The 22,568-nt window shown below is 70.8% G+C and carries 23 protein-coding genes; 16 read left to right on the top strand and 7 right to left on the bottom strand.

Going from position 1 to position 22,568, the window contains the following annotated elements:
- Positions 1-188 precede the first annotated feature (188 nt).
- The 11 genes from VV01_RS02825 to VV01_RS02875 are packed head-to-tail and all read left to right on the top strand — an operon-like array spanning position 189 to position 13,935.
- Positions 189-803: a NuoI/complex I 23 kDa subunit family protein gene (locus tag VV01_RS02825; protein WP_050668560.1), complete on the top strand. Its 615-nt coding sequence runs from the start codon at positions 189-191 to the stop codon at positions 801-803.
- Positions 800-1,360, top strand: a complete 561-nt coding sequence (locus tag VV01_RS02830) for an NADH-quinone oxidoreductase subunit J family protein (protein ID WP_071606268.1) — start codon at positions 800-802, stop codon at positions 1,358-1,360. The genes VV01_RS02825 and VV01_RS02830 overlap by 4 nt, the downstream gene beginning before the upstream one ends.
- The gene (nuoK, locus tag VV01_RS02835) at positions 1,357-1,665 is read left to right on the top strand and encodes an NADH-quinone oxidoreductase subunit NuoK (protein ID WP_050668561.1); all 309 of its coding nucleotides are present in this window, start codon (positions 1,357-1,359) and stop codon (positions 1,663-1,665) included. The genes VV01_RS02830 and nuoK overlap by 4 nt, the downstream gene beginning before the upstream one ends.
- Positions 1,662-3,659: an NADH-quinone oxidoreductase subunit 5 family protein gene (locus VV01_RS02840; RefSeq protein ID WP_050668562.1), complete on the top strand. Its 1,998-nt coding sequence runs from the start codon at positions 1,662-1,664 to the stop codon at positions 3,657-3,659. The genes nuoK and VV01_RS02840 overlap by 4 nt, the downstream gene beginning before the upstream one ends.
- Entirely contained in the window at positions 3,656-5,176 is a 1,521-nt protein-coding gene (locus VV01_RS02845; RefSeq protein WP_231635140.1) for a complex I subunit 4 family protein, read from the top strand. Before VV01_RS02840 ends, VV01_RS02845 begins: the two co-directional genes overlap by 4 nt.
- Positions 5,173-6,615 (top strand): NADH-quinone oxidoreductase subunit N, encoded by a 1,443-nt coding sequence (locus VV01_RS02850; RefSeq protein WP_050668564.1) that lies wholly within the window; start codon positions 5,173-5,175, stop codon positions 6,613-6,615. The genes VV01_RS02845 and VV01_RS02850 overlap by 4 nt, the downstream gene beginning before the upstream one ends.
- 38 nt (positions 6,616-6,653) lie before the next feature.
- Positions 6,654-7,523: a zinc metalloprotease HtpX gene (gene htpX / locus VV01_RS02855; RefSeq protein ID WP_050668565.1), complete on the top strand. Its 870-nt coding sequence runs from the start codon at positions 6,654-6,656 to the stop codon at positions 7,521-7,523.
- Between the two features lie 46 nt (positions 7,524-7,569).
- Positions 7,570-10,095 carry an aminopeptidase N gene (pepN, locus tag VV01_RS02860; protein ID WP_071606494.1) on the top strand — a complete coding sequence of 842 codons (2,526 nt, stop codon included), beginning with the start codon at positions 7,570-7,572 and terminating at the stop codon, positions 10,093-10,095.
- On the top strand, positions 10,092-12,578 hold the full coding sequence (gene pepN, locus VV01_RS02865) for an aminopeptidase N (protein WP_050668567.1): 2,487 nt from the start codon (positions 10,092-10,094) through the stop codon (positions 12,576-12,578). The genes pepN (VV01_RS02860) and pepN (VV01_RS02865) overlap by 4 nt, the downstream gene beginning before the upstream one ends.
- Positions 12,575-13,468 carry a serine hydrolase gene (locus tag VV01_RS02870; protein WP_050668568.1) on the top strand — a complete coding sequence of 298 codons (894 nt, stop codon included), beginning with the start codon at positions 12,575-12,577 and terminating at the stop codon, positions 13,466-13,468. The genes pepN (VV01_RS02865) and VV01_RS02870 overlap by 4 nt, the downstream gene beginning before the upstream one ends.
- Positions 13,465-13,935: an HIT family protein gene (locus tag VV01_RS02875; RefSeq protein ID WP_050668569.1), complete on the top strand. Its 471-nt coding sequence runs from the start codon at positions 13,465-13,467 to the stop codon at positions 13,933-13,935. Before VV01_RS02870 ends, VV01_RS02875 begins: the two co-directional genes overlap by 4 nt.
- Before the next feature lie 68 nt (positions 13,936-14,003).
- Here the strand turns inward: VV01_RS02875 and VV01_RS02880 are convergent, their stop codons facing one another.
- From VV01_RS02880 to VV01_RS02895, 4 genes are read right to left on the bottom strand one after another with little or no spacing between them, the layout of a single operon-like run.
- Complete coding sequence (locus tag VV01_RS02880) at positions 14,004-14,456, bottom strand: MaoC family dehydratase (protein WP_050668570.1); 453 nt, start codon at positions 14,454-14,456, stop codon at positions 14,004-14,006.
- A 3-nt stretch (positions 14,457-14,459) separates the two neighbouring features.
- Complete coding sequence (gene fabG, locus VV01_RS02885) at positions 14,460-15,215, bottom strand: 3-oxoacyl-ACP reductase FabG (RefSeq protein WP_050668571.1); 756 nt, start codon at positions 15,213-15,215, stop codon at positions 14,460-14,462.
- A gap of 47 nt (positions 15,216-15,262) precedes the next feature.
- Positions 15,263-16,015 (bottom strand): SDR family oxidoreductase, encoded by a 753-nt coding sequence (locus tag VV01_RS02890; RefSeq protein WP_050668572.1) that lies wholly within the window; start codon positions 16,013-16,015, stop codon positions 15,263-15,265.
- Between the two features lies 1 nt (position 16,016).
- A complete protein-coding gene (locus VV01_RS02895) occupies positions 16,017-17,162 on the bottom strand; it encodes an acyl-CoA dehydrogenase family protein (protein ID WP_050668573.1) in 1,146 nt (381 codons plus the stop codon).
- A 104-nt stretch (positions 17,163-17,266) separates the two neighbouring features.
- Here VV01_RS02895 and VV01_RS02900 point away from each other — a divergent pair, with 104 nt between their 5' ends.
- Positions 17,267-17,935 (top strand): TetR/AcrR family transcriptional regulator, encoded by a 669-nt coding sequence (locus VV01_RS02900; protein ID WP_082220797.1) that lies wholly within the window; start codon positions 17,267-17,269, stop codon positions 17,933-17,935.
- Between the two features lie 77 nt (positions 17,936-18,012).
- Here the strand turns inward: VV01_RS02900 and VV01_RS02905 are convergent, their stop codons facing one another.
- Positions 18,013-18,933 carry a hypothetical protein gene (locus VV01_RS02905; RefSeq protein ID WP_071606269.1) on the bottom strand — a complete coding sequence of 307 codons (921 nt, stop codon included), beginning with the start codon at positions 18,931-18,933 and terminating at the stop codon, positions 18,013-18,015.
- Between the two features lie 135 nt (positions 18,934-19,068).
- Between VV01_RS02905 and VV01_RS02910 the strand changes: the two genes are divergently transcribed.
- Together VV01_RS02910 and arr are read left to right on the top strand one after the other, a co-directional pair.
- On the top strand, positions 19,069-19,818 hold the full coding sequence (locus VV01_RS02910; RefSeq protein WP_050668575.1) for a DsbA family oxidoreductase: 750 nt from the start codon (positions 19,069-19,071) through the stop codon (positions 19,816-19,818).
- Positions 19,818-20,246 carry an NAD(+)--rifampin ADP-ribosyltransferase gene (gene arr, locus VV01_RS02915; RefSeq protein ID WP_050671686.1) on the top strand — a complete coding sequence of 143 codons (429 nt, stop codon included), beginning with the start codon at positions 19,818-19,820 and terminating at the stop codon, positions 20,244-20,246. Before VV01_RS02910 ends, arr begins: the two co-directional genes overlap by 1 nt.
- On the opposite strand, the gene VV01_RS02920 is transcribed toward arr, so the two are convergent.
- Both VV01_RS02920 and VV01_RS02925 read right to left on the bottom strand, forming a co-directional pair.
- Positions 20,243-20,686 carry a DUF4440 domain-containing protein gene (locus tag VV01_RS02920; protein WP_050668576.1) on the bottom strand — a complete coding sequence of 148 codons (444 nt, stop codon included), beginning with the start codon at positions 20,684-20,686 and terminating at the stop codon, positions 20,243-20,245. The two genes, arr and VV01_RS02920, sit on opposite strands and share 4 nt — an antisense overlap.
- Positions 20,683-21,180 carry a YajQ family cyclic di-GMP-binding protein gene (locus VV01_RS02925; protein WP_050668577.1) on the bottom strand — a complete coding sequence of 166 codons (498 nt, stop codon included), beginning with the start codon at positions 21,178-21,180 and terminating at the stop codon, positions 20,683-20,685. Before VV01_RS02925 ends, VV01_RS02920 begins: the two co-directional genes overlap by 4 nt.
- 126 nt (positions 21,181-21,306) lie before the next feature.
- Between VV01_RS02925 and VV01_RS02930 the strand changes: the two genes are divergently transcribed.
- Both VV01_RS02930 and VV01_RS02935 read left to right on the top strand, forming a co-directional pair.
- Complete coding sequence (locus VV01_RS02930) at positions 21,307-21,930, top strand: ClpP family protease (protein ID WP_050668578.1); 624 nt, start codon at positions 21,307-21,309, stop codon at positions 21,928-21,930.
- Entirely contained in the window at positions 21,927-22,529 is a 603-nt protein-coding gene (locus VV01_RS02935) for a ClpP family protease (RefSeq protein ID WP_050668579.1), read from the top strand. The genes VV01_RS02930 and VV01_RS02935 overlap by 4 nt, the downstream gene beginning before the upstream one ends.
- The last annotated feature ends 39 nt before the right edge of the window (positions 22,530-22,568 follow it).

Here is a 22,568-nt window from a genome sequence, read left to right on the forward strand (position 1 = left end):
TGGTGTAGGCGCCACCGATCGGTGGTGGAGCGACTGCGCTGAATGCTTCCAAGGTGCGGCTGCGCCGGGCCAGGTTATTTCCGCACCGCACGTTCCCGGTCGGGCCGATCGACGAGTCGGTGCTAGGTGCGACCCGCCCGGCCCGGTAGCGTGCCCCGAGCGGAGCAGGCACGAGGCGGAAGAGAGCGATGGCGGGCCCCAAGAAGCGCAACAGCCTGGTTCCGGGCCTGGTGAAGGGCATGGTCACCACCGCCCGGACGATGACGCGCCCTGCCCACACGCAGCAGTACCCCGACGTCAAGCCCGACCTGCCGCCCCGGTCGCGCGGCGTCATCGCCCTCCTGCACGAGAACTGCACCTCCTGCATGCTGTGCGCGCGTGAGTGCCCCGACTGGTGCATCTACATCGACTCGCACAAGGAGACGATCCCGGCCGGCCCCGAGGGCGGGCGCGACCGCCAGCAGAACGTCCTCGACCGCTTCGCGATCGACTTCAGCCTGTGCATGTACTGCGGCATCTGCATCGACGTGTGCCCGTTCGACGCGTTGTTCTGGAGCCCGGAGTTCGAGTACGCCGAGACCGACATCCGCGACCTGCTCCACGAGAAGGAACGGCTCGGCGAGTGGATGGAGACCGTGCCGCCTCCGGCCGCGCTCGACCCGGGCGCCCCTGACGCCGGTGAGGTGACCGCAGCGGCCAAGCCCGCTCGTACGCCGCGCGCCGCGCGCCCTCCCCGCAACGTCGCCTCGCCCGACCCTGAGACCTCACCCGGCCCTGACGCCGACCCGGGGAGCGGTTCGTGACGACCCACGACGTGTTCTTCGTGCTCGTCGGGGTGATCACTGCGGCGAGCGCTGTGCTGTCGGTGACGACCAAGCACCTGGTGCACGCCGCGCTGTGGCTCGTCGTGTGCCTCGGTGCGCTCAGCGGGTGCTACCTCGTGCTCGGCGCCGAGCTGGTCGCCCTCGTGCAGCTGCTCGTCTACGTCGGCGCGGTCGTCGTCCTCGTGCTGTTCGCGCTGATGCTGACGCACGCGCCGATCGGTCGTTCGACCGCCCACGACGGCAGCGCCACCCAACGGGTCGCCGCGCTGATCGCGGGCGCGGCCACCGCTGCCCTGCTGGCCGCCACCCTGATCGGCGCGTTCGGCGGTGAGGCCGACGTGCAGGGCGGCTCGACCGGTGCGCTGGCGCAGCAGCTGTTCGGCACGTGGGTGTGGCCGTTCGAGCTGTTGTCGCTGCTGCTGCTGATCGCGCTGGTCGCGGCGTTCGCACTGGCCCGCCTCACGACCACGAGCGTCGCGGACCCTGACGTCGCGGCAGACACCGACCACGAGGCGACGCAGGAGGTCGCCCCGTGATCCACCTCGAGCTGCCGCTCCTGCTGGTCAGCGTCCTCGCGGGCACCGGCATCTACGGCATCCTCGCCCGTCGCAACGCGATCCTCGTGCTCATCGGTGTCGAGCTCGTCCTCGCCGCCGCCGGGCTGCTCCTGGTCACGATGGGCTCGACCGTCCAGGACACCCTGCGCGCGGGTCACGTCCTCACGATCTTCGTCATCACGATCGCCGCCGCCGAGATCGCCGTCGCGCTCGCCCTGGTGGTCGCGGTGTTCCGCGCTCGCGGCGACATCGACGTCACCCGGGCCCGTGAGGACGACTCGTGAACCTCAACGGGCCGATCCAGCCGAGCCACCTGGCCGTCGCCCTGCCGGCGATCGGCGGGGTCCTCACGCTCCTGCTCGTACGCCGTAGCTCACGTGCCGCGGCGACGATCAACCTGCTTGCCGGTTTCGTCGCGCTGTTCGCCGCGTGCGCGCTGCTCGCCCAGCAGCTGCGCGGCAACGCCACCACCTCGCCCGAGACGATCGGTGACCTCGCCGTCGGCGGCGGGCTGCGCATCCCGCTCCACCTGCTCGTCGACGACTGGTCGGTCCTCGTCGCGGTCGCCGTCGCCGTGGTGTCCTTCGTGGTCCAGACCTTCGCCCGCTGGTACCTCTGGTCCGACCCGCGCTACCGCCAGTTCGCCGCGACCGTCGGCCTGTTCACGGCCGCCATGCAGCTCGTCGTGCTCTCCGGCGACCTGGTGCTCACCCTCGTCGGCTGGGAGCTCATGGGCTGGTGCTCCTACCTGCTCATCGGCCACGAGTCCGAGCGCGAGAAGGCCCGGCGGGCGGCGTACAAGGCGTTCGTCGTCACCCGCCTCGCCGACGCACCGCTGCTGGTCGGCATCGCAGCGCTCGCCGTCGGAGCCCGTAGCACCGACATCCCGACCGTGCTGAGGTTCTGGACCGCCGAGCCGCACGCCGGTACGACGACGCTCACCGTCGCCGTGCTCGGGATCGTCTGCGGTGTGCTCGGCAAGTCGGCGCAGATCCCGTTCCAGGACTGGCTGCCCGATGCGATGGAGGGCCCGACGCCCGCGTCCGCGCTCATCCACGCGGCGACGATGGTCGCCGCCGGCACCGTCGTGCTCGCGCGGCTGCTGCCGCTGGTGCAGCACACCGAGCCGGCGCGGCTGGCGCTGGTCGTGCTCGCCGGCGTCACCGCCGTCGTCGCCGCTGTGCTCGCCTTCCTCCAGCAGGACCTCAAGAAGCTCCTCGCCTGGTCGACCGTCAGCCAGGTCGGCATCATGCTGACCGCACTCGGCGTCCTGCCGACCGGCACTCCGCCGGACACCGCGATCGCCCACCTGCTCGGCCATGCGATGTTCAAGGCGCTGCTGTTCCTCATGATCGGCTGGGCCACGGTCCTGGTCGGCGGCACGATGGTGCCGCGGCTGTCGGGCGTCGTACGCCGCTACCGCGACCTGCGTCGCCTGCTCGCGGTCGGGTTCCTCGCGCTCGCCGGGGTGCCGCCGCTGGTCGGGTTCGTCAGCAAGGACCTCATCATCGACTCGGCGGCCCACCACGCGGCCGACGGTGACGGACCGGCGCTGCTCGGCATGGTGCTCCTCGGCGTCGTGACGGTCCTCACCGCCGCCTACGCCATGCGGGCCTGGCTGGTCCTGCAGCACGGCACGGTCTTCCAACGCCGTTCCGAGATCGAGGTGTTCGAGGACAGCTACACCGTGCAAGAGGTCGGCATCGTCGAGATGTTCCGCAACTCGCCCCAGGTCGACGAGTACGGCCGCGAGCTCGCGCCCGGCGAACGTCCGGTCGTCGACGACGACCTCGAGCCGCAGCCCGGGCTGATGCCGACGACCGGTCTGCTGGTCCTGGCCTTCCTCAGCGTCGTCGGGGGAGCGGTGGTCGCCTCACCGCTGCTCGACATCGACTGGAAGCACCCCGACTGGCTGCTGATGGGTTCTTCCCTCCTGCTGATGGTTGCGGCCGGTCTGCTCGTACGCGTCATGTCGCTGCGCACGACCTACGGCGACGCCTCCGAGCGCCTGCCGATGTCGTGGCGGCTGCTCGCGTCGCGCGGTCTCGGCGTCGACACCGCCTACACCGCCGTCGTCGCGCGCCCGGTCCTGGCGCTCGCTCGCCTCGTCTCCGGGCTCGACGCCCGGCTCGACCGGGGCGTCGAGCGCACGCCCGCGCTGGTTCGCAGCCTCGGCGACCAGACCGCTCGGGTCCACACCCGCACGCCGACCAGCGGCCTGCTCGCCGTCATCGGCGGCGTCCTCGTTGTCGCTTTCCTGGGGGTCACGCTGTGGTGACCGTCCTGCTGCTGTCCGTCGTCATCCCGGTCGTAACGGGTGCCGTCCTGATCGCGAGTGACCGTTTCGACCCACCCGTCGCACCGCGTACGGCGTTCGGCGTCGCCCTCGTCGGAGCGGTCGCCACCGCGGTGTGCGTCGGGCTGTCGGTGTGGCGCCGTCCCGAGCTCGACCACGAGTGGGTGCCCGCGATCGGGATGCGCCTGCACCTGGCCGTCGACGGCATCAGCGCACCCCTGCTCGTCCTCACCGCAGCGCTCGGTGTGCTCGTGGTGCTGCACGGCCGAGTCGAGCCGCCGACGCGCTCCGGGCACGGCTCGTTCTTCGGCTGCCTGCTGCTGGTCGTCGGCGGTGCGATCGCGACCTTCCTCGCCCGTGACGCCGTGCTGTTCTTCCTCGCGTTCGAGGTCGTCCTCGTCCCGATGTGGTTGCTGATCAAGGGTTTCGGCGACCGCGAGCACCGCGCCGCGGCGGCCGCGAAGTTCGTGCTCTACACCGTGCTCGGCTCGACGCTGATGCTCGTCGGCATCCTCGCGCTGGTCTATCTCACAGGCACCTCCGACCTCGACCGCCTCGCCGGCGGCGCCGGGCTCACGACCACCCAGCAGACCGTGATCGCCGCGATCATGCTCGTCGGCCTCGGCATCAAGGTGCCGATCTGGCCGCTGCACTCGTGGCTGCCGTCCGCTCACACGGCAGCGCCCACCGCGGGCTCGGTGCTGCTCGCGGCGGTGCTGCTCAAGATGGGCACCTACGGCATCGCCCGCCTCGTCGTCCCCACCGTGCCCGAGGGCGTCGAACGGGTCGCTCCGTTCGTCGCCGTGCTGGCCGTCATCGGCATCCTGTGGGGTGGCCTGGTCTGCCTCGTCGAGCGTTCGCTCAAGCGCCTCATCGCCTGGTCGTCGGTCGCCCACATGGGGTTCGTCGTGCTCGGCCTGATGAGCGGCACCCGCCTCGGCCTGCAGGCCGCGCTGTTCGCCAACATCGCGCACGGCGTGATCTCGGCGCTGCTGTTCTTCGTGGTGGGCGGCCTCAAGCACCGCTGGCGCGGTGACGCCCTCGACGAGCCGCGCGGCTCGTTGCGTGACACCTCGCCGCGACTCGGGTTCGCGCTCGTCGTCGGTATGGCCGCCTCGCTCGGTCTGCCCGGCCTGGCCGGGTTCTGGGGCGAGCTGCTCGCGATCGCCTCGGTCTGGAACGCCGACGGCGACCGGCCCCAGCTGCTCTTCCGCGTCCTGGCCCTGGGCGCCGCACTCGGCACCGTGCTGGCCGCCGCCTACGCGCTGCGCGTGCTGCGCATCGTGTGGGCCGAGGGCTCGCTCGCCGAGCAGGTCAGCGCCCACGACGACCAGGACGAGCCCCACCTGCTGCCGCGACCCGCCGACGCGCACGGCATCGAGTGGGCCGTCGCTGGTGTCCTCGTGATCGTGATCATCGGCCTCGGCGTCCTGCCCACCGTCCTGCTCGACTCCACGGAGCCCGTCGTGCGCCACCTGCTGGAGGTGGCCACCCGATGAAGGTCACCCTCGACTACGCCGTCCTCGCGCCGGTGCTCGTGCCCGCGATCGGCGCCGTGCTCGTCCTGCTCCTCGACGCACTGCTGCCGCGCCTGGGCCACTGGCACTGGGCGATCGCCGCCCTCGTGCTCCTCGTGGGCGCCGCGAGCACGGTGCCGGCGTTCACGTCGTACGACGACTCCCGCGCGACCTTGTGCCTCAACGGCACGCAGTGCCTCTACGTCGCCGACCGGGTCGCCTCGGCCCTGCAGGTCGCCACGCTCGTGTCCGCGGCGGTCGTCGCCCTGCTGATCCTGCCGGTCCGCGCGCCGGTCGACCGTACGCCGGTCGCCTCGGCTCTCGTCCTCACCGCAGCGGCCGGCGGCACCGGTGTCATGGCGGCCCGTGACCTCGGATCATGGCTGGTGCTCATCGAGCTGGCCACGATCCCGACGGTCGCGCTGGTGGCCTTCCGGGCACGGCGTTCGGCTGTCGACGGCGCCTTGTCGCTGCTCACGACGTCGTTGGTGTCGTTCGCGGTGCTCGCGCTCGGGGCGGCGATGTGGTTCGCCTCGACGGGCTCGGCGCTGCTCGACGGCGATGCGGTGCTCGCCGCGGCAGCCGACCCCGAGACCCGCCGGGTGCTCGTCCTCGCCGTCGTCCTGATCGTCGCCGGTCTGGGCTTCAAGCTCTCGCTGGTGCCCTTCCACGCCTGGACCCCCGAGGCGTACTCCGGCGCGTCCATCCCGGTCGGCGCCTTCCTCGCGGTCACCTCCAAGCTCGCGGCGCTCGGCGCCCTGCTCGCAGTGCTGCGCGGTGTGACCGTGCTGGGTGAGTCGGCGCTGCTCGCGATCGCGGTGGTCGCGGCGATCACCATGACGCTCGGCAACGTCATGGCGCTGCGCGAGCCGTCAGCACTGCGGCTGCTCGCCTGGTCGACGGTCGCGCAGGCCGGCTGGGTCATCCTGCCGCTGGCCACGGTCGCGAGCGGTGCCGTCCGGGCATCGGCCGGCTACCTCCTCGTCTACGGCCTCGCCACCCTCGTCGCGTTCGCCGTCGTCACACTGGTCGCCCACGCCGAGGGGCGTGACCACGCGACCCGGCTGACGTCGTACGCCGGCCTGTTCCGTCGTCGTCCGCTCGCTGCGGTCACGCTCGGTGCGGCGCTGCTGACCCTGGCAGGTCTTCCGCCGGGCATCATCGGGCTGGTCGCCAAGGTGCTGGCCCTGCGCCCGGTCGTCGCCGACGGCCTGTGGTGGCTGGCGGTCATCGCCGCGATCAACGCGATGCTCGGCCTCGCGGTCTACCTGCGCTGGATGCTCGCGATGCTGGGACGACCCCACGCCGATGCCGTGGTCGACCGTCCGCACCGCCTGCACGTGGCTCTGGTCGTGCTCGGCCTGCTCGCCCTCGCAGCGACGAGCCTGGCCCCGCAGCTGCTGCTCGGACTGGTCGGCTGAGCCCGGAACAGACCGCTGTGCCTGTACGTTTTCCGGACATGCATCGCCATTTCAACGGCCTCAAGACCGCTGCCCTCTTCGGCGGCATCTGGGCCCTGCTCCTCGCTCTCGGTGCCGTCATCGGCAACGGCAGGTTCATCTGGCTGTTCGCCCTCATCGGCGTCGGCACCACCGCCTACGGCTACTGGAACAGCGACAAGCTCGCCATCCGCGCCATGCGCGCCCAGCCCGTCAGCGAGGCCGAGGCGCCGGCGATGTACCGCATCGTGCGCGAGCTCTCCACCGCAGCCGGCAAGCCCATGCCGCGGCTCTACATCTCACCGACCCAGGCGCCCAACGCGTTCGCCACCGGTCGCAACCCCCAGCACGCCGCGGTCTGCTGCACCGCCGGCATCCTCGACCTGCTCGACGAGCGTGAGCTGCGTGGTGTGCTCGGCCACGAGCTGATGCACGTCTACAACCGCGACATCCTGACCTCGTCCGTCGCGGCTGCGATCGCCGGTGTGATCACCTCGGTCGCCCAGATGCTGATGTTCATGAACATCTTCGGCGGCGGCAACGACGAGGACCGCCCCAACCCGATCGCGCTGCTCGCGATGTCGCTGCTCGCACCCTTCGCCGCGATGATCATCCAGATGGCCATCAGCCGCACCCGCGAGTACGACGCCGACGAGGACGGCGCCAAGCTCACCGGCGACCCGCTGGCCCTCGCGTCGGCGCTGCACAAGCTTGAGACCGGCGTCGCCCGTGCGCCCCTCGCGCCCGAGCCGGCCGTCGTCAACGCCTCGCACATGATGATCGCCAACCCGTTCCGCAAGCAGGACGTCTCCAAGCTCTTCTCGACGCACCCGCCGACGGCCGACCGCATCGCCCGGCTGGAGGGCATGGCCCGCCGCCAGGTCGGCTGACCCAAGGGGCCCGCACGGCGCCACGGCAGATGAAAGAGTGGGCATCATGCCCTCGCTCACTCTGCAGGAAGCCCAAGCGCGTGCGAGCCTGATCGGCGTCGACGCCTACCGGGTGCGTCTCGACCTCGACCAGGGTCCCGAGACCTTCACCTCGACCTCGACCATCACCTTCTCGTGCCGTGAGCCCGGCGCGCAGACGTTCCTCGACGTGAGCGCCGAGGCGGTGCAGTCCGTACGCCTCAACGGGGTCGACCTCGACGTCACGGTCGCGGACGACCGGGTCGTGCTGGCCGACCTGCAGGAGCACAACGAGGTCGAGCTCACCGCGACCATGCGCTACAGCCGGGACGGCTCGGGTCTGCACCGAGCCGTCGACCCCGCTGACGGCAACGTCTACCTGCAGGCCCTGAGCGCACCGGCCGATGCGCCGCGCTGGTTCGCCTGCTTCGACCAGCCCGACCTCAAGGCGCCGTTCGACATCGAGGTCACCGTGCCCGAGGGCTGGGTCGCCTACGGCAACGGCGCGTCCGAGCAGCTCGACAGCACGCACTGGCGACTCGGGACGACGCCGCCGCTCGCGCCGTACTTCGTCACCCTGGTGGCGGGGGCGTACATCAGCGTCTTCGCCGAGCACGACGGCATCCCGCTGGGCCTGCACACCCGCGCCTCGCTCGCCGAGCAGCTGGAGGCGCAGTCACCGGAGATCTTCGAGGTGACCCGGCAGTGCCTCGACTACTACCGCGACGCGTACCAGACCTCCTACCCCTACGCGCAGTACCACCAGGCCTTCGTGCCCGAGCTGCCGCCGGGCGTGGGCGCCATGGAGAACCCCGGCTGCGTGACCTTCCGCGACCAGTACCTCTTCGTCGGGTCGATCAGCGATGCCCAGCGGCTGGAGCGCGCCAACGTCATCGCCCACGAGATGGCCCACATGTGGTTCGGCGACATGGTGACGATGCGCTGGTGGGACGACCTGTGGCTCAACGAGTCGTTCGCCGAGTACATGGCCTACCGGGCGATGACCGAGGCCACCCGGTTCACCGACGCGTGGGTGAGCTTCGGCGCCGCCCGTAAGAGCACCGGCTACACCAACGACCGCTCGCCGGCGACCCATCCGATCGCGGGCATGCCCGCGCCCGACGTGAGCTCGGCCCTGCAGAACTGCGACATGATCTCCTACGCCAAGGGGGCCAGCGCGCTGCGCCAGCTCGCGGCGTACCTCGGGGACGACGCGTTCCTCGCCGGTGTGCGCACCTACCTGCGTGACCACCTGTGGGGCAACGCCACGCTGTCGGACTTCCTGCGTGCGATGGCCTCGGCGAGCGGACGCGACCTGAGCTCGTGGTCGCGGGCGTGGCTCGAGACCGCCGGCACCGACACCCTGTCGGTCGAGGTCGCCACCGACGAGGGGGGCGTGATCACCGCGGCGACCGCACGGCGTACGCCGCCCGCCGACTTCCCGGCGGAGCGACCGCACGTGCTCGACCTCACCGGCTACGCCGACGGCGAGACCGTGTTCAGCGAGCAGCTGGAGATCTCCGACGCCGAGCAGCACCTGCCGTCGGTCGTCGGTGCGTCCGTGCCCAAGGTGCTCATCCCCAACGCCGGCGACCTCACGTTCGCGGCGATCGTCTACGACGACGCGACGACGACAGCGCTGCCCGAGCAGCTGCCCCGCATCCCTGACGCCCTTGCCCGGTCGGCCGTGTGGGCTGCCCTCGACAACGGCGTCGCCCGGGCCCAGGTCGACCCGCGGACCGCGCTCGACATCGCGGTCTCAGCGCTCCCGCAGGAGTCCAGCTCGACGATCCTCGAGCTGGTCTCCGAGCGTGCGGCCACCCTCTACTGCAACCTGTTCCTCCCCGCGGAGGAGCGTGACCACTGGCGGGCGGCGCTGGCCGACGTCGGCCAGGCGGTGCTCGAGGCGTCCGACCCGGCGAGCTCGCACGCGCTCACGGCGGCACGTCTCGTGGCCCGTACGACGCCCGACCGCGACCTGCTGCGCCGATGGGTCGACGACGACGGGCGCCCCGAGCAGCTGCGCGGCGACACCGAGTTCGGCTGGGTCGCTGCGACGTCGTTGGCACGGCTCGGCGGCCTCGACGAGGCCGGCATCGACGCGCTCGCTGAGCGCGACCAGACCGCCTCCGGACGGTTGAGTGCGTTGAGTGCCAAGGCGATTCGTCCCACATCTGGCGCCAAGCGTTGGGCGTGGTCCCAGCTGTTCGACGAGGCGTCGCTCTCGGCCGAGGAGCGCGCCGCGATCGCGTCGACGTTCTGGCGGGCACCCGACCCCGACCTCGTCGAGCCCTACGTCGAGCGCTACTTCGGCGCGATGCGCGACCTGTCGCGGACGATGAACGGGTTCTCGTTGATGTCGCTGGCCTATGGTGCCTACCCGCTGCCCGTGGCGACCGCTCGCACCCTCAAGCTCACCGAGTCCGCGGTCGCTGACCCTGACACCGCTCCGGTGCTGCGCAAGGAGTACACCGACATGAGCGGCCGGTTGGCCGAGGTCCTCGCGTCCCGCGAGGCGTTCCCCGCTGTCCTGGCCGGGAGCGTCCACGCGTGACCTCACTGCTGCGCACCGAGGCGCAGGCCCGGGCCGCCCTCGTCGACGTCACGGGTTACCGCGTCCACCTCGACCTCGACACGGGCGAGGAGACCTTCGAGTCGACGTCGACGATCTCGTTCACCTGTCGTGAGCCGGGCGCGTCGACGTTCCTCGACGTCGCGGCGACGACCGTGCACTCGATCACGTTGAACGGCAACGAGATTCAGCCGTCCGCTGTCGAGGGGCGACGCGTCGTGCTCGACGACCTGGCCGTGTCCAACACGGTCGAGGTGCGCGCGACGATGACCTACAGCCGCGACGGCCAGGGGCTGCACCGCGCCGTCGACCCGACCGACGGGCGCCACTACGTCTACGGCCACCTGTTCCTCGACGCGGCGCCCACGGTCTTCGCGTGCTTCGACCAGCCCGACCTCAAGGCGCCCTACGACGTCACGGTCCGGGCACCCCACGACTGGACGGTGATCGGCAACGGTGACCCCACGCGTACGGCGCCGGGGGAGTGGACCCTCTCGACCACTCGGCCGCTCGCGACCTACTTCGTGACCGTCTGCGCGGGCCCCTACGCCTCGGTCCACGACGAGCACCGCGGCGTGCGGCTCGGCGTCCACGCCCGCCGGTCGCTCGCGACCGAGCTGCGTGAGCAGGCCCCGCAGATCCTGGAGGTGACCAAGGCGGCGTACGACTACGACGACGAGCTCTTCGGGGTGCCCTACGCGTTCGGCGAGTACCACCAGGTGTTCGTGCCCGAGTTCAACGCCGGCGCGATGGAGAATCCCGGCTGCGTGACGTTCCGCGACCAGTACGTCTTCCGCGGCGCCTACACGCGCAACGACGTGCTGACTCGCAGCAACACGGTCGCGCACGAGATGGCGCACATGTGGTTCGGCGACCTCGTGACGCTGCGCTGGTGGGACGACCTGTGGCTCAACGAGTCGTTCGCCGAGTACATGGCGCACCGAATCCTCTCGGAGGCAACGGAATTCGCCGAGGCGTGGGTCGACTTCGGCATCGTTCGCAAGATCTGGGGCTACGCCGTCGAGCACACGCCCTCGACCCATCCGGTGGCGGGTTCGGAGGCTGTCGACGCCGGTTCGGCGCTGATGAACTTCGACGGCATCTCCTACGCCAAGGGTGCGTCGGTGCTGCGCCAGCTGATCGCGTTCATCGGTGACGACGCCTTCGTCGCGGGTATCCGGGCCTACCTGGCCGAGCACCGCGACGCCAACGCGACGTTCGCCGACTTCCTCGCCGCCATGGAGCGCGCCTCGGGACGTGACCTGGGCGCGTGGGCGGACGCATGGTTGCGCACGAGCGGCCGCGACACCCTCGGCGTCGAGCTCGATCTCGACGGTGACCACGTGCGCGGTGCGTCGGTCATGCGTCGTACGCCGGACGCCGCCCCGACGTCGCGGGCCCACCGCCTCGACGTGGTCGGCTACCGCGGCGGTCAGCGGGTGGTCGAGGACGACCTGACCCTGCTGGAGGCCATGACCCCTGCACCGGCGCTGGTCGGTGCTCCCGCCCCCGAGCTGCTCGTCCCCAACGCCGGCGACCTCACCTGGGCGCTGGTCGACCTCGACGACGCGACGCTGGCCGCGCTGCCCGAGCACCTGTCATCGGTGCCCGACGCGTCGGCGCGTGTCGTGCTGTGGACGGCGCTCATCGACGGCGTCCGCTCGGTGACGGTCGACCCGAGGCACGCGCACCGCACGTTCGTGCAGGCCTGGCCGCACGAGCCGTCGCTGACGGTGCTCGAGGCGGTCGGCCGACACCTGTTCGGGCCGGTCACGGCGGCTCTGCTGCCGTCCGAGCAGGCGCAGGTCGTGCGCGACCGGGCGGCCGCGGCCCAGGCGGTGCTCGACGCCCGTCCTGCCGGCTCGCCCGAGTCGCTGGTGGCCGCGCGGCTGCTCGCCGACACGACGTGCGATGTGGCTCTGCTGCGCGACTGGGCCGCCGGACGGCGGGTCCCGGCCGGTCTCGAGGGCGACGACGAGCTCCGCTGGTCGGCGGTGACGCGGCTCGTCGTCCTCGGCGAAGGCGGTGATGCCGACATCGACGCCGTCCACGACAACGACCGCACGATGAGCGGCGACCGTAATGCGTTGCGCGCCAAGGCTTCTGCGCCGACCGCGGCTGCCAAGGAGTGGGCGTGGGCCGAGCTCACGCGTGACGACGGCCGGTCACACTACGAGCGCAACTTCCTCGCCTCCGGCTTCTGGCGGGTGTCGCAGCGTGACCTGCTCGAGCCCTACGCCGAACGCTACTTCGCCGACGTGCCCGCGATGGCCGGCTGGGTCGGCCAGGACGCCCTGCAACGCCTCGCCGGGCTGGCGTTCCCGTGGCCGCTGGTCTCGACCGCGACGCGTGATGCGGCCGACGCCGCGCTTGCGCAGGACCTCACGCCGGCCGTACGCCGCGCCGTCGTCGACGAGCGCTCCCGGCTCGACGACGCCCTGCGATCCCTGGAGAAGTACGCATGACACCTGCCGCTGGTCGAGGAGGCGAGCCCGGTCCCGCTGGTCGAGTAGGCGAGCCCGGTCCCGCTGGTCCAGTAGGCGAGCCCCCCAGGGCGAGCCGTATCGAGACCGAGGTCTCCTGGAGCATCCACGTCCAGCCGCTCGACGGCGACAAGGCGTGGCTGTCCGAGTCGCCCGACGCGGTCCTGCGCACGGCATCGGTCGGCAAGCTCTTGCTGCTCGCCGTCGTCGCCGAACGCATTGCCGCCGGCGAGCAGGACCCCGACGAGCGCATCCGCTGGGACGACAGCGAGTTCGTCCGCGACTCCGGCCTGTGGCACGCCCTCGACCAGCGTGACCTGTCGGTCGTCGACGCGTGCCGGCTCGTCGGCGCGGTCAGCGACAACCTCGCCACCAACGTGCTGCTGCGGCACGTCGGTCTCGACGCGGTCGCGGCGTACGCCGACCGGCACGGCCTCGCGCCGATGGCGCTGCTCGACCGCATCCGTGGCGAGGGGCGCGACCCGTCGCTGCCCGGCGTGGCCGCGACGTTGTCTCGCGCGTCGGCGGCATCGGTGGTGCGCTACCTGCGGCTGCTGCACGACGGCACCGTCGACCCGATGGTGCAGGACTGGCTGGTGCTGGGCACCGACCTGTCGATGGTGGCATCGGCGTTCGGGCTCGATCCGCTTGCGCACGCCGAGGACGACCGTGGCTTCCTGCTCGTCAACAAGACCGGCACCGACAGCACGGTGCGCGCCGACGTCGGCCTGGTGTCGACCGCGGGTGGCACCGTCGCGTACGCCGTCCTCGCCAACTGGGAGCCCGGCACCGATCCGCGCGACGACGTGCTGGCCCGGATGCGGCAGTTCGGCGACGACATCCGCGCCCGCCTGAGCGAAGGCGCAGCGTGACCGAGGACTGGAAGCAGGACCGCATCGCAGCGGCTCACCGGGGCGACAACCCCACGGTGATCGGTCGACTGCCCGAGGCGTTCGCGGTCATCGGCGACGTGCAGTGGCTGCCGGGTTACTGCGTGCTGCTGACCGACGACCCGGCCGTCGGGAGACTGACCGATCTGCCGCGGGCCCGGCGACTGGCGTACCTCGAGAGCGTCGAGCGGTTGTCGACCGCGGTCGAGCATGCTTGTGCCGCAAGCGATCCCGCGTTCAGGCGAGTCAACATCGAGATCCTCGGCAACGCCGACCCGTTCCTGCACACGCACGTCTTCCCGCGGTACGAGTGGGAGCCGCCCGAGATCATCCAGCGTCCGGTGTGGTTGTACCCCGTCGAGCGGTGGAGCGATCCGCAGACCGCGCTCGGTCCCCAGCACGACCCGATCCGTGCGGCGATCGCCGCCCACCTGCACGACCAGACCTGAACGACGAAAACCGTCTGGCCGGCACTCCATGGAGTGCCGGCCAGACGGTTTTCGCGGGGAGGGGGCCGCTACGGGACGATCAGGTAGAGCACCTCGGCGACACACGCCGGCTTGTCGGCGCCCTCGATCTCGACGGTCACCTTCACGCTCGACTGGTAGCCGAGCGACGCCGGCTCCAGCGCGAGCAGCTCGGCACCCGCGCGGACCTTCGACCCGACCGGAACCGGCGAGGGGAACCGCACCTTGTTGGCGCCGTAGTTCATGCCCATCTGCACGCCCTCGACGGTGTAGATCTGCGCGAGCAGCGTCGGCAGCAGCGACAGGGTCAGGTAGCCGTGCGCGATCGTGCCGCCGAACGGACCGGCCTTCGCCTTGTCGACGTCGACGTGGATCCACTGGTGGTCACCCGTCGCGTCCGCGAACAGGTTGACCGACTCCTGCGTGACCTCGTGCCAGTCGCTGTAGCCGAGGTGCTCGCCGACCGCGGCCTTCGCCTCGTCAATGCCGTTGAAGGTCCGCATCGCTCAGTCCTGCGGTCCGCCGGCGACGTACAGCACCTGACCGGAGACGAACCCGGCCTCCTCGCTGGCGAAGAACGACGCCGCTGCGGCGATGTCGTCGGGGTTGCCGACGCGCTGCACCGGGATCGCCTGTGCAGCCGCGGCCTTGAACGCCTCGAACTCCATGCCGACCCGCTCAGCGGTCGCCGCCGTCATGTCGGTGGCGATGAAGCCCGGAGCGATGGCGTTGGCGGTGACGCCGAACTTGCCGAGCTCGATCGCCAGCGTCTTGGTGAAGCCCTGCAGACCGGCCTTGGCCGAGGAGTAGTTGACCTGGCCGCGGTTGCCCTGCGCCGACGTCGACGAGAGGTTGACGATGCGGCCGAACTTCGCCTCGGTCATGTACTTCTGAGCAGCACGCGTCATCAGGAACGAGCCACGCAGGTGGACGTTCATGACGGTGTCCCAGTCGTCGACCGACATCTTGAACAGCAGGTTGTCGCGCAGGACGCCGGCGTTGTTGACCAGCACGGTCGGAGCGCCGAGCTCGGAGGCGATGCGCTCGACGGCCGCGTTGACGGCCTCCTCGTTGCTGACGTCGGCGCCGACGCCGATGGCCTTGCCGCCCTCGGCGTTGATCTCGTCAGCGGTCTTGGTCGCCGCAGCCTCGTCGAGGTCGATGACGGCGACCTGGAGGCCGTCCTTGGCGAGGCGCTTGGCGACCGCTGCGCCGATACCGCGAGCGGCACCGGTGACGATGGCGGTACGGGTCTCTGACATGCAGATTCTCCTTGAGTAGCAGGGACTTTCGATGATGCCAGTCGAGCTCAGACGCCGCCGCGCAACGTGACGCCTCCGTCGAGGACCATCGTCTGACCGGTGATCCACGATGCGTCGTCCGATGCGAGGAACGCGACGGCTGAGCCGATGTCCTCCGGTACGCCGAGCCGCTTGAGCGGGTACTCCGCGGAGACCTGCTCCTCGCGGCCTTCGTACAGCGCGGTGGCGAACTTCGTCTTGACCACGGCCGGTGCGACGGCGTTGACCCGGACGTCGGGGCCGAGCTCCATCGCGAGCTCCTCGGTGAGGTGGATGACGGCCGCCTTGGTGACGCCGTACATCGCGATGCCGGGCGCCGGGCGGATGCCGGCGATCGACGCGACGTTGACGACCGAGCCGCCGTGCTCCTGCATCCACGCCGCGTGGACGCCCTGGGTCCAGGCCAGCGCGGACAGCACGTTGACCTCGAACATCTTCCGGGCCGCGGCGTGGTCGAGCTCGAGCAACGGGCCGTACGCCGGGTTGATGCCCGTGTTGTTGACCAGCACGTCGATGCTGCCGAACGCTTCGACGGTGCGGGCGATCGCGTCGGCCCGGTGGTCCGGGTCGTCGGCCCGGCCCGCCACGGCGAGGGCGACCTCGGGGCCGCCCAGCGCCGCGGCGGCCTCGTCGAGCGCCTCCGGCTTACGGGCGGTGATGCACACCTTGGCGCCCTCGGCCACGAGACGCTCGGCGGCGGCGTACCCGATGCCCCGGCTCGCACCGGTGACGATCGCGACCTTGCCGCTCAGGCGGCCCATCTCAGAGCCCCAGGTCCCGACCGATGAGCTCCTTCATGATCTCGTTCGTGCCCGCCCAGATCTTGTGGACGCGGGCGTCCTTCCAGGCGCGGGCGACGCGGTACTCGTTCATGAAGCCGTAGCCACCGTGCAGCTGGACGCACTCGTCGAGCACGGCGCACTGCACCTCGGCGGCCCACCACTTGGCCTTGGCGGCGTCGACGGCGGTGAGCTTGCCCTCGGCGTGCGCGGCGACGCAGTCGTCGACGTAGGCCTGGGTGACCTCGACCTTGGTGACCAGCTCGGCGAACTTGAACTTGTTGTGCTGGAAGGCACCGATCGGCTGGCCGAACGCCTTGCGCTCCTTGGCGTAGGCGAGTGTCTCCTTGAGGATCTGGTCGGCGTTGGCGATGTTGGCGATCGCGTTGCCGAGGCGCTCCTGAGGCAGCTTCTGCATCATCACGATGAAGCCCTGGCCCTCGCTGCCGAGCATGCGGTCGGCCGGGACGCGCACGTTGTCGAAGAACAGCTCGGAGGTGTCGGACTCGGGCTGGCCGACCTTGTCCAGCGGCTGGCCCTTGGAGAAGCCCTCGTCGCCGGCCTCCAGGACGAACAGCGAGATGCCCTTGGCGCCCTTGCTCGGGTCGGTGCGCACCGCGACGACCGCCAGGTCGCACTGGTGGCCGTTGGTGATGAACGTCTTGGAGCCGTTGATGACCCAGTCGTCGCCGTCGCGGACCGCGGTGGTCTTGAGGGCCGCGAGGTCGGAGCCGCCGGACGGCTCGGTCATGCCGATCGCGAGGATCTTCTCGCCCGTAGCCACTCCGGGCAGCCAGCGCTGCTTCTGCTCCTCGGTGCCGAGCGCCACGATGTACGGCGCGGTGATGTCGGAGTGGATGCCGAAGCAGGAGGCCGTCGCGGCGTTGAACGCGGCGAGCTCCTCGGCGAGCACCGCGTTGAAGCGGTAGTCGTCGATGCCCGCGCCACCGAACTCCTCGGGGATCGTCAGACCGAAGAAGCCCTGCTTGCCGGCCTCGATCCACAGGTCGCGCGCGATCACGTGGTCACGGATCATGTCGTCGGCGCGCGGCTGGAGGTTCCGCTCGACGTACTCACGCACGGATGCGCGGAACGCCTCGTGGTCCTCGGAGTAGATGTTGCGGGGCATGCGGCGGTCTCCTTCGTCAGAGGTAAGCAAGCGCTTAACGCTAAGCGCTTGCTTAGCGTCCCTCATGGGGGCACCCTCGTCAACGGAAGGGGCAGAATTGCCCGATGGCCGTCGTCCGCGCGGCCCTGTCGTCGGAGAGGTCGGAGGTCGTGGTGGCGCAGGTCGCACGTACAGGTGCTGGTCGTCGTACGCCGCCCAGCAGGGCCGGAGAGCCCGGCGCCGGCATCGTCGAGGCCGCCCGAAACGCCTTTGCTGCCAAGGGATTTCACGGTACGACGACGCGAGACATCGCGGCCGCGGCCGGTATGAGCCCTGCCGCCGTCTACGTGCACCACCCGACCAAGGAGTCGCTGCTCTTCCAGATCTCCGAGGTCGGCCACCGCGCGATCCTCGACTCGGTCCGCGAGGCGGTCGCCTCCCACGAGACACCGACCGAGCAGCTGCGGGCGCTGGTGTGGGCGTTCGCCCAGCGGCACGCCGCCCACCACACCTCAGCGCGGATCGTCTACTACGAGGCGGCCGCGCTGACGCCCGAGCACCGCGCCCGCACCGACGCGCTCGCCACGGAGATCTCCGAGCTGATCCTCGGCGTGCTGCAGGCCGGCGTCGACGCGGGCGAGTTCAGCTGTGCGGACGTCGCGCTCACGGGGCGCTCGATCGCGGGGATGGGGGTCGACGTCGCCCGCTGGTACGACGACGCCGGCCCGTGGACGCCCGAGCAGATCGCCGACCATCAGGCGGCCACCGCCCTGCGGATGGTCGGCGCCGCCTGAGCGACGGGGCTGCGCGCAGCGGGTGTCGGAATGGGCGCCATGACGCCCCGGACGACACCCGTTGGGCCCGCTCGCAGCTACGAGGCGAGCCGTTCAGCAGCGGTAGTGAGAGCCTGCGCGACCTGGTTCATGAATCCGTCGGGCTCCAGGCGCAGGCCCAGGACAGGGATGCGCAGAACGACGTCGCCGCCCAGGACGACCTGGTTCTGACGGAGCGCGTCGTCGACCGGCATCAGCCCTGATGCGTGATGTGCCCCGTCGATCTCGACGACGACGCCGAGCGTGCTCCAGCGCACATCGAGGAAGATGCGGCCTTTCGGCCCCTTCGTCACCACCTGGCGGTCCGGCTCGGGCAGGCCACGCTCGCGGCACAGCCGGGCGAAGTCGAGCTCGCCGAGTGACTGGGCCCCGGCGCACACATCGCGGATGACCTGATCGATGAGGGCTCGTCGCGGGATCCGGCGCTTCCACCGACGCCAGCGCTCGAGCAGAGCGTCGGCGGCGACCACCTCCTGCTGCACCGCTATCGCCAGGATGGTCATGGCAGCCCGGTCCGAGCGTGCCCACACAGCTGCGCGGATCGCGGCGTACGTCGGGTGGCTCGTCGCGAGGCCCACACCGATCGCGCACGGCTCGAGATCTCGTACTCGGTGAATCGAGGTGCCCGCGACGGGTGGAGCGTGCGTGCCGTGGCGCACGGAGACATGGATCAGGTCCTCGTCCCAGCCTGTGAGCCCGCGGTAGATCAAGGCGGACACGCCGTCGAGCCTGACGTCACCGCGCACCTCCATCAGAGCTGCTGCGAACAGGCCGTCCCGGGTGACCTCGTGGACGGCGACGGCGTGCCGACCGCGTGCGTGCCACCGCCCGGCCGCGAGCTCGACCTTGATCTCCGAGCGTGTGATGCCGAGCGCCTCGAGCTGTGCGCGACTCACGACTCCGCCCTGACGGCGGGCGAGTGGGGCGGCGATGCGTTGGCGCGCGGAGCGATCGGGCATGACGGGAGTGTGGCCTGGCCGGCCGAACTGTGCTGGCGAGCTTGTGGACAGCACCAGTGGGTGTCGGAATGGGCGCCATGACGCCCCGGACGACACCCGTTAGGCCGTACGCGGGTGTCGACCTATCGTTGAGCGGTGATCATCGACGTCTGGAGCGACATCGTCTGCCCGTTCTGCCACCTCGGGCGGCGCCACCTCGAGCTCGCCCTCGAGCAGTTCGAGCACCGCGACGAGGTCGAGGTGACCTGGCACAGCTTCGAGCTCGACCCGCAGGCGCCGGCCACCTCCGACGAGCCGGTCATCGAGGCGGTGGCCCGCAAGTACGGCGCGCCCGTCGACGAGCTGCGCGCGCAGCACCGCCTCATGGCGCAGCAGGCCGCCGCGGTCGGCCTGGACTTCCAGTGGGAGCAGCTCAAGGGTGGCAGCTCGCACGACGCGCACCGTGTCATCCACTACGCGCGCAGCCTCGACCTCGAACAGCCCGTCACCGACCGGATCATGCGCGGCTGGTACTCCGAGGGCCGGGCCATCGGTGACCGCGAGACGCTTGGTGACCTCGCCGCCGAGGCCGGTCTCGACCGTGACAAGACGCTCGCGATGCTCGCGTCCGACGACTTCGGCATCAACGTCCGCTCGGACGAGGCGACCGCCAATCAGATCGGCATCAAGGCCGTGCCCGCGTTCGTGCTCGACCGCAAGTACCTCGTCTCCGGTGCCCAGCCGGTCGAGACGTTCCTCGCGGGGCTGCAGCAGGCGTACGACGACCGCGGCACCGCTCCGATGCCCCGCGCCGGTGGCTGCGGTGGCGGCTGCGGGTGCGGTTCCGGTGGCTGCGGCAGCGGCAGCGGCGCCGAGGGCGGCGACCTGTGCGAGCGACCGGCCTGATGGGCACGCCGCCCACGCCGTTCGAGGTCTACGAGGAGGGCGTCCTCCTGCACGGCACCAAGGCCGACCTCGTCGTCGGCGACCTGCTCGTGCCGGGCCGCGAGTCCAACTACGAGCAGGGCCGGATCATGAACCACGTCTACGTCACGGCGACGCTCGACGCGGCTGCGTGGGGTGCCGAGATGGCGGCGGGCGACGGGCCAGGGCGGATCTTCGTGGTCGAGCCCACGGGTGACATCGAGGACGACCCCAACGTCACCGACAAGAAGCTGCCCGGCAACCCCACGCGGTCCTACCGCACCCGCGAGCCGGTGCGCATCGTCGGCGAGCTGCACGACTGGACCGGGCACACGCCCGAGCAGCTGCAGCAGATGCGTGACGGGCTCGACGGCCTGCGCCGGCGCGGCGAGGCCGTGATCTACGACTAGTCGATGCTCAGGCCGTCGCGCTCGTCGTCCCAGACGGCCGCGCTGATGCGCCAGCCCTGCGGCATGCGTACCAGCTGCATCGACTTCATGCCGCGCCCGGTGAAGCGCTCGCCCTCCTGGCTGCCCGCCTTGCCGTAGTCGCCCCACCAGTGCGCGATGTCGCCGAACACGTCCGTACGACCGCCGCCGCGCCACTCGGTGAAGTCCGTGAGGGCGCCGCTCATCAGCAGCTCACGACGGGGCGCGATGAAGCCGTCGACGTCGTACACCCGGGGCGGCTGCCCGCAGGTGGCGACCACGACGGCCTCCGGCAGGAACAGCTCATGCAGCGCGGCCAGCCGGCCGGCCGCCTCCGGGCCGCTCACGAACGCTCCGAAGAACACGTCGACGATGCGCTCGATCTCGGCGACGTCGGCGGCGGGGCCGGTGCTCTCGCTCACCGGTAGTTGGTGAACTGCAGCGCCACGTCGAGGTCGGAGCCCTTGAGCAGCTGCTGCACGGCCTGCAGGTCGTCGCGCGACTTGGAGCTGACGCGCAGCTCGTCGCCCTCGATGCGGGCCTTGACCGACTTGGGGCCCTCGTCGCGGATGATCTTGGAGATCTTCTTGGCGTTCTCCTGCGAGATGCCGTCACGCAGCGTGGCCTCGAGGCGGTACTCCTTGCCGGACGGCTTGGGCTCACCGTCGTCGGAGTACTCCAGCGACTTCAGCGACACGCCGCGCTTGACCAGCTTGGTCTGGAACACGTCGAGCACCGCGAGCACCCGCTCGGCCGAGTTGGCCTTCATGAGGATCTTCTCGCCGGACCAGTCGATCTCGGCGCCGACGCCGCGGAAGTCGTACCGGGTGGAGATCTCCTTGGCGGCCTGCTGGAGGGCGTTGCTGACCTCCTGCTTGTCGGTCTTGCTGACGATGTCGAACGAGCTGTCGGCCATGGGTCCTCCTGGGGTCGCTGGTGTCGCGTCCTGAGTATGCCGCCTCGGGGTGCGGCCGGCGTACGCCCGCTCTGCCCTCAGCAGAGATCTCTGGTCTCCCGCGCGCGGGCGCCGGAGGGTGAGGCCATGAGCGATGAAGCGCCCCCGAACCCTCTCAACCACCTGTCCGCGACCCAGCTGCTCGACCAGCGCATCCTGCTGCTCGACGGTGCGCTCGACGACGAGGGCGGCACGCGGCTGTGCTCGCAGCTGTTCCTGCTGTCGGCGAGCGACCCGGAGGCCGACATCAGCCTGTGGATCAACTCGCCCGGCGGCTCGGTGCCGGCGATGCTCGCGATCATGGACACGATGCGGCTCATCCCCAACGCCGTGTCGACCCTTGCGCTCGGAATCGCCTGCAGCGCAGGGCAGTTCCTGCTCACCTCGGGTACGCCGGGGCGCCGGTTCGCGCTGCCGCACGCCAAGGTGCTCATGCACCAGGGGTCGGCCGGCATCGGAGGCAGCGCGGTCGACATCGAGCTGCAGGCCGACGACCTGCGCCAGACCCGCGACACCGTGCTCGGGCTCATCGCCGAGATGACCGGGCAGACCGTCGAGACGATCTTCGAGGACTCGTTGCGGGACCGGTGGTACACCGCGCAGGAGGCGAAGGCGTACGGCTTCGTCGACGACGTGCTCACCGATCTCGACGCGGTCCGACCACGACCGCGGACGCGGATGGGCCTCGGCGCGCTGGCAGGTGCGCGATGAGCACCTACACGATCCCCAACGTCATCGCGACGAGCTCGCGCGGCGATCGCGTGATGGACGTCTACAGCCACCTGCTGACCGAGCGCATCGTCTACCTCGGCACCGAGATCGACGACGGTGTCTCCAACGCGCTGATCGCGCAGATCCTGCACCTGGAGTCGCAGGACCCGACGCGTGAGATCAGCCTCTACATCAACTCGCCCGGCGGTTCGCTGACGGCGGCCTTCGCGGTGTACGACGCGATGCGGTTCGTGCGGCCGCCGATCGCGACGACGGTGGTGGGGCAGGCCTGCTCGACCGCGGCGCTGCTGCTCGCGGCGGGTACGAAGGGCTCCCGCTCGGTGCTGCCGCACGCGCGGGTGCTGCTGAGCCAGCCGTCCGGGCAGGGCAGGGGAGCGATCCCGGACCTGATCCTGCAGGCCGACGAGGTCATCCGGCTGCGCGCCGCGGCCGAGCAGGTGCTGAGCGAGCACACCGGGCAGGAGGTCGAGACACTGCGCCGCGACACCGACCGCGACCGGATCTTCGACCCCGAGGCTGCGGTGGCGTACGGCCTCGCCGACCACGTCGTCGCCTACCGCAAGGTGGAGGCCGAGTAGCCGATTGGAGTCCGGGCCGCTCCCGTTGCTATCCTCCTC

The sequence above is a fragment of the Luteipulveratus halotolerans genome (genome assembly GCF_001247745.1).
GTDB classification, from domain to species: Bacteria; Actinomycetota; Actinomycetes; order Actinomycetales; family Dermatophilaceae; genus Luteipulveratus; species Luteipulveratus halotolerans.

Coding starts and splice junctions, on each gene's coding strand:
- VV01_RS02825 (WP_050668560.1), top strand. CDS start 189: ATGGCGGGCCCCAAGAAGCGCAACAGCCTGGTTCCGGGCCTGGTGAAG.
- VV01_RS02850 (WP_050668564.1), top strand. CDS start 5,173: ATGAAGGTCACCCTCGACTACGCCGTCCTCGCGCCGGTGCTCGTGCCC.
- htpX (WP_050668565.1), top strand. CDS start 6,654: ATGCATCGCCATTTCAACGGCCTCAAGACCGCTGCCCTCTTCGGCGGC.
- pepN (WP_071606494.1), top strand. CDS start 7,570: ATGCCCTCGCTCACTCTGCAGGAAGCCCAAGCGCGTGCGAGCCTGATC.
- VV01_RS02870 (WP_050668568.1), top strand. CDS start 12,575: ATGACACCTGCCGCTGGTCGAGGAGGCGAGCCCGGTCCCGCTGGTCGA.
- VV01_RS02880 (WP_050668570.1), bottom strand. CDS start 14,456: ATGCGGACCTTCAACGGCATTGACGAGGCGAAGGCCGCGGTCGGCGAG.
- fabG (WP_050668571.1), bottom strand. CDS start 15,215: ATGTCAGAGACCCGTACCGCCATCGTCACCGGTGCCGCTCGCGGTATC.
- VV01_RS02890 (WP_050668572.1), bottom strand. CDS start 16,015: ATGGGCCGCCTGAGCGGCAAGGTCGCGATCGTCACCGGTGCGAGCCGG.
- VV01_RS02895 (WP_050668573.1), bottom strand. CDS start 17,162: ATGCCCCGCAACATCTACTCCGAGGACCACGAGGCGTTCCGCGCATCC.
- VV01_RS02900 (WP_082220797.1), top strand. CDS start 17,267: ATGGCCGTCGTCCGCGCGGCCCTGTCGTCGGAGAGGTCGGAGGTCGTG.
- VV01_RS02905 (WP_071606269.1), bottom strand. CDS start 18,933: ATGCCCGATCGCTCCGCGCGCCAACGCATCGCCGCCCCACTCGCCCGC.
- arr (WP_050671686.1), top strand. CDS start 19,818: ATGGGCACGCCGCCCACGCCGTTCGAGGTCTACGAGGAGGGCGTCCTC.
- VV01_RS02925 (WP_050668577.1), bottom strand. CDS start 21,180: ATGGCCGACAGCTCGTTCGACATCGTCAGCAAGACCGACAAGCAGGAG.
- VV01_RS02930 (WP_050668578.1), top strand. CDS start 21,307: ATGAGCGATGAAGCGCCCCCGAACCCTCTCAACCACCTGTCCGCGACC.
- VV01_RS02935 (WP_050668579.1), top strand. CDS start 21,927: ATGAGCACCTACACGATCCCCAACGTCATCGCGACGAGCTCGCGCGGC.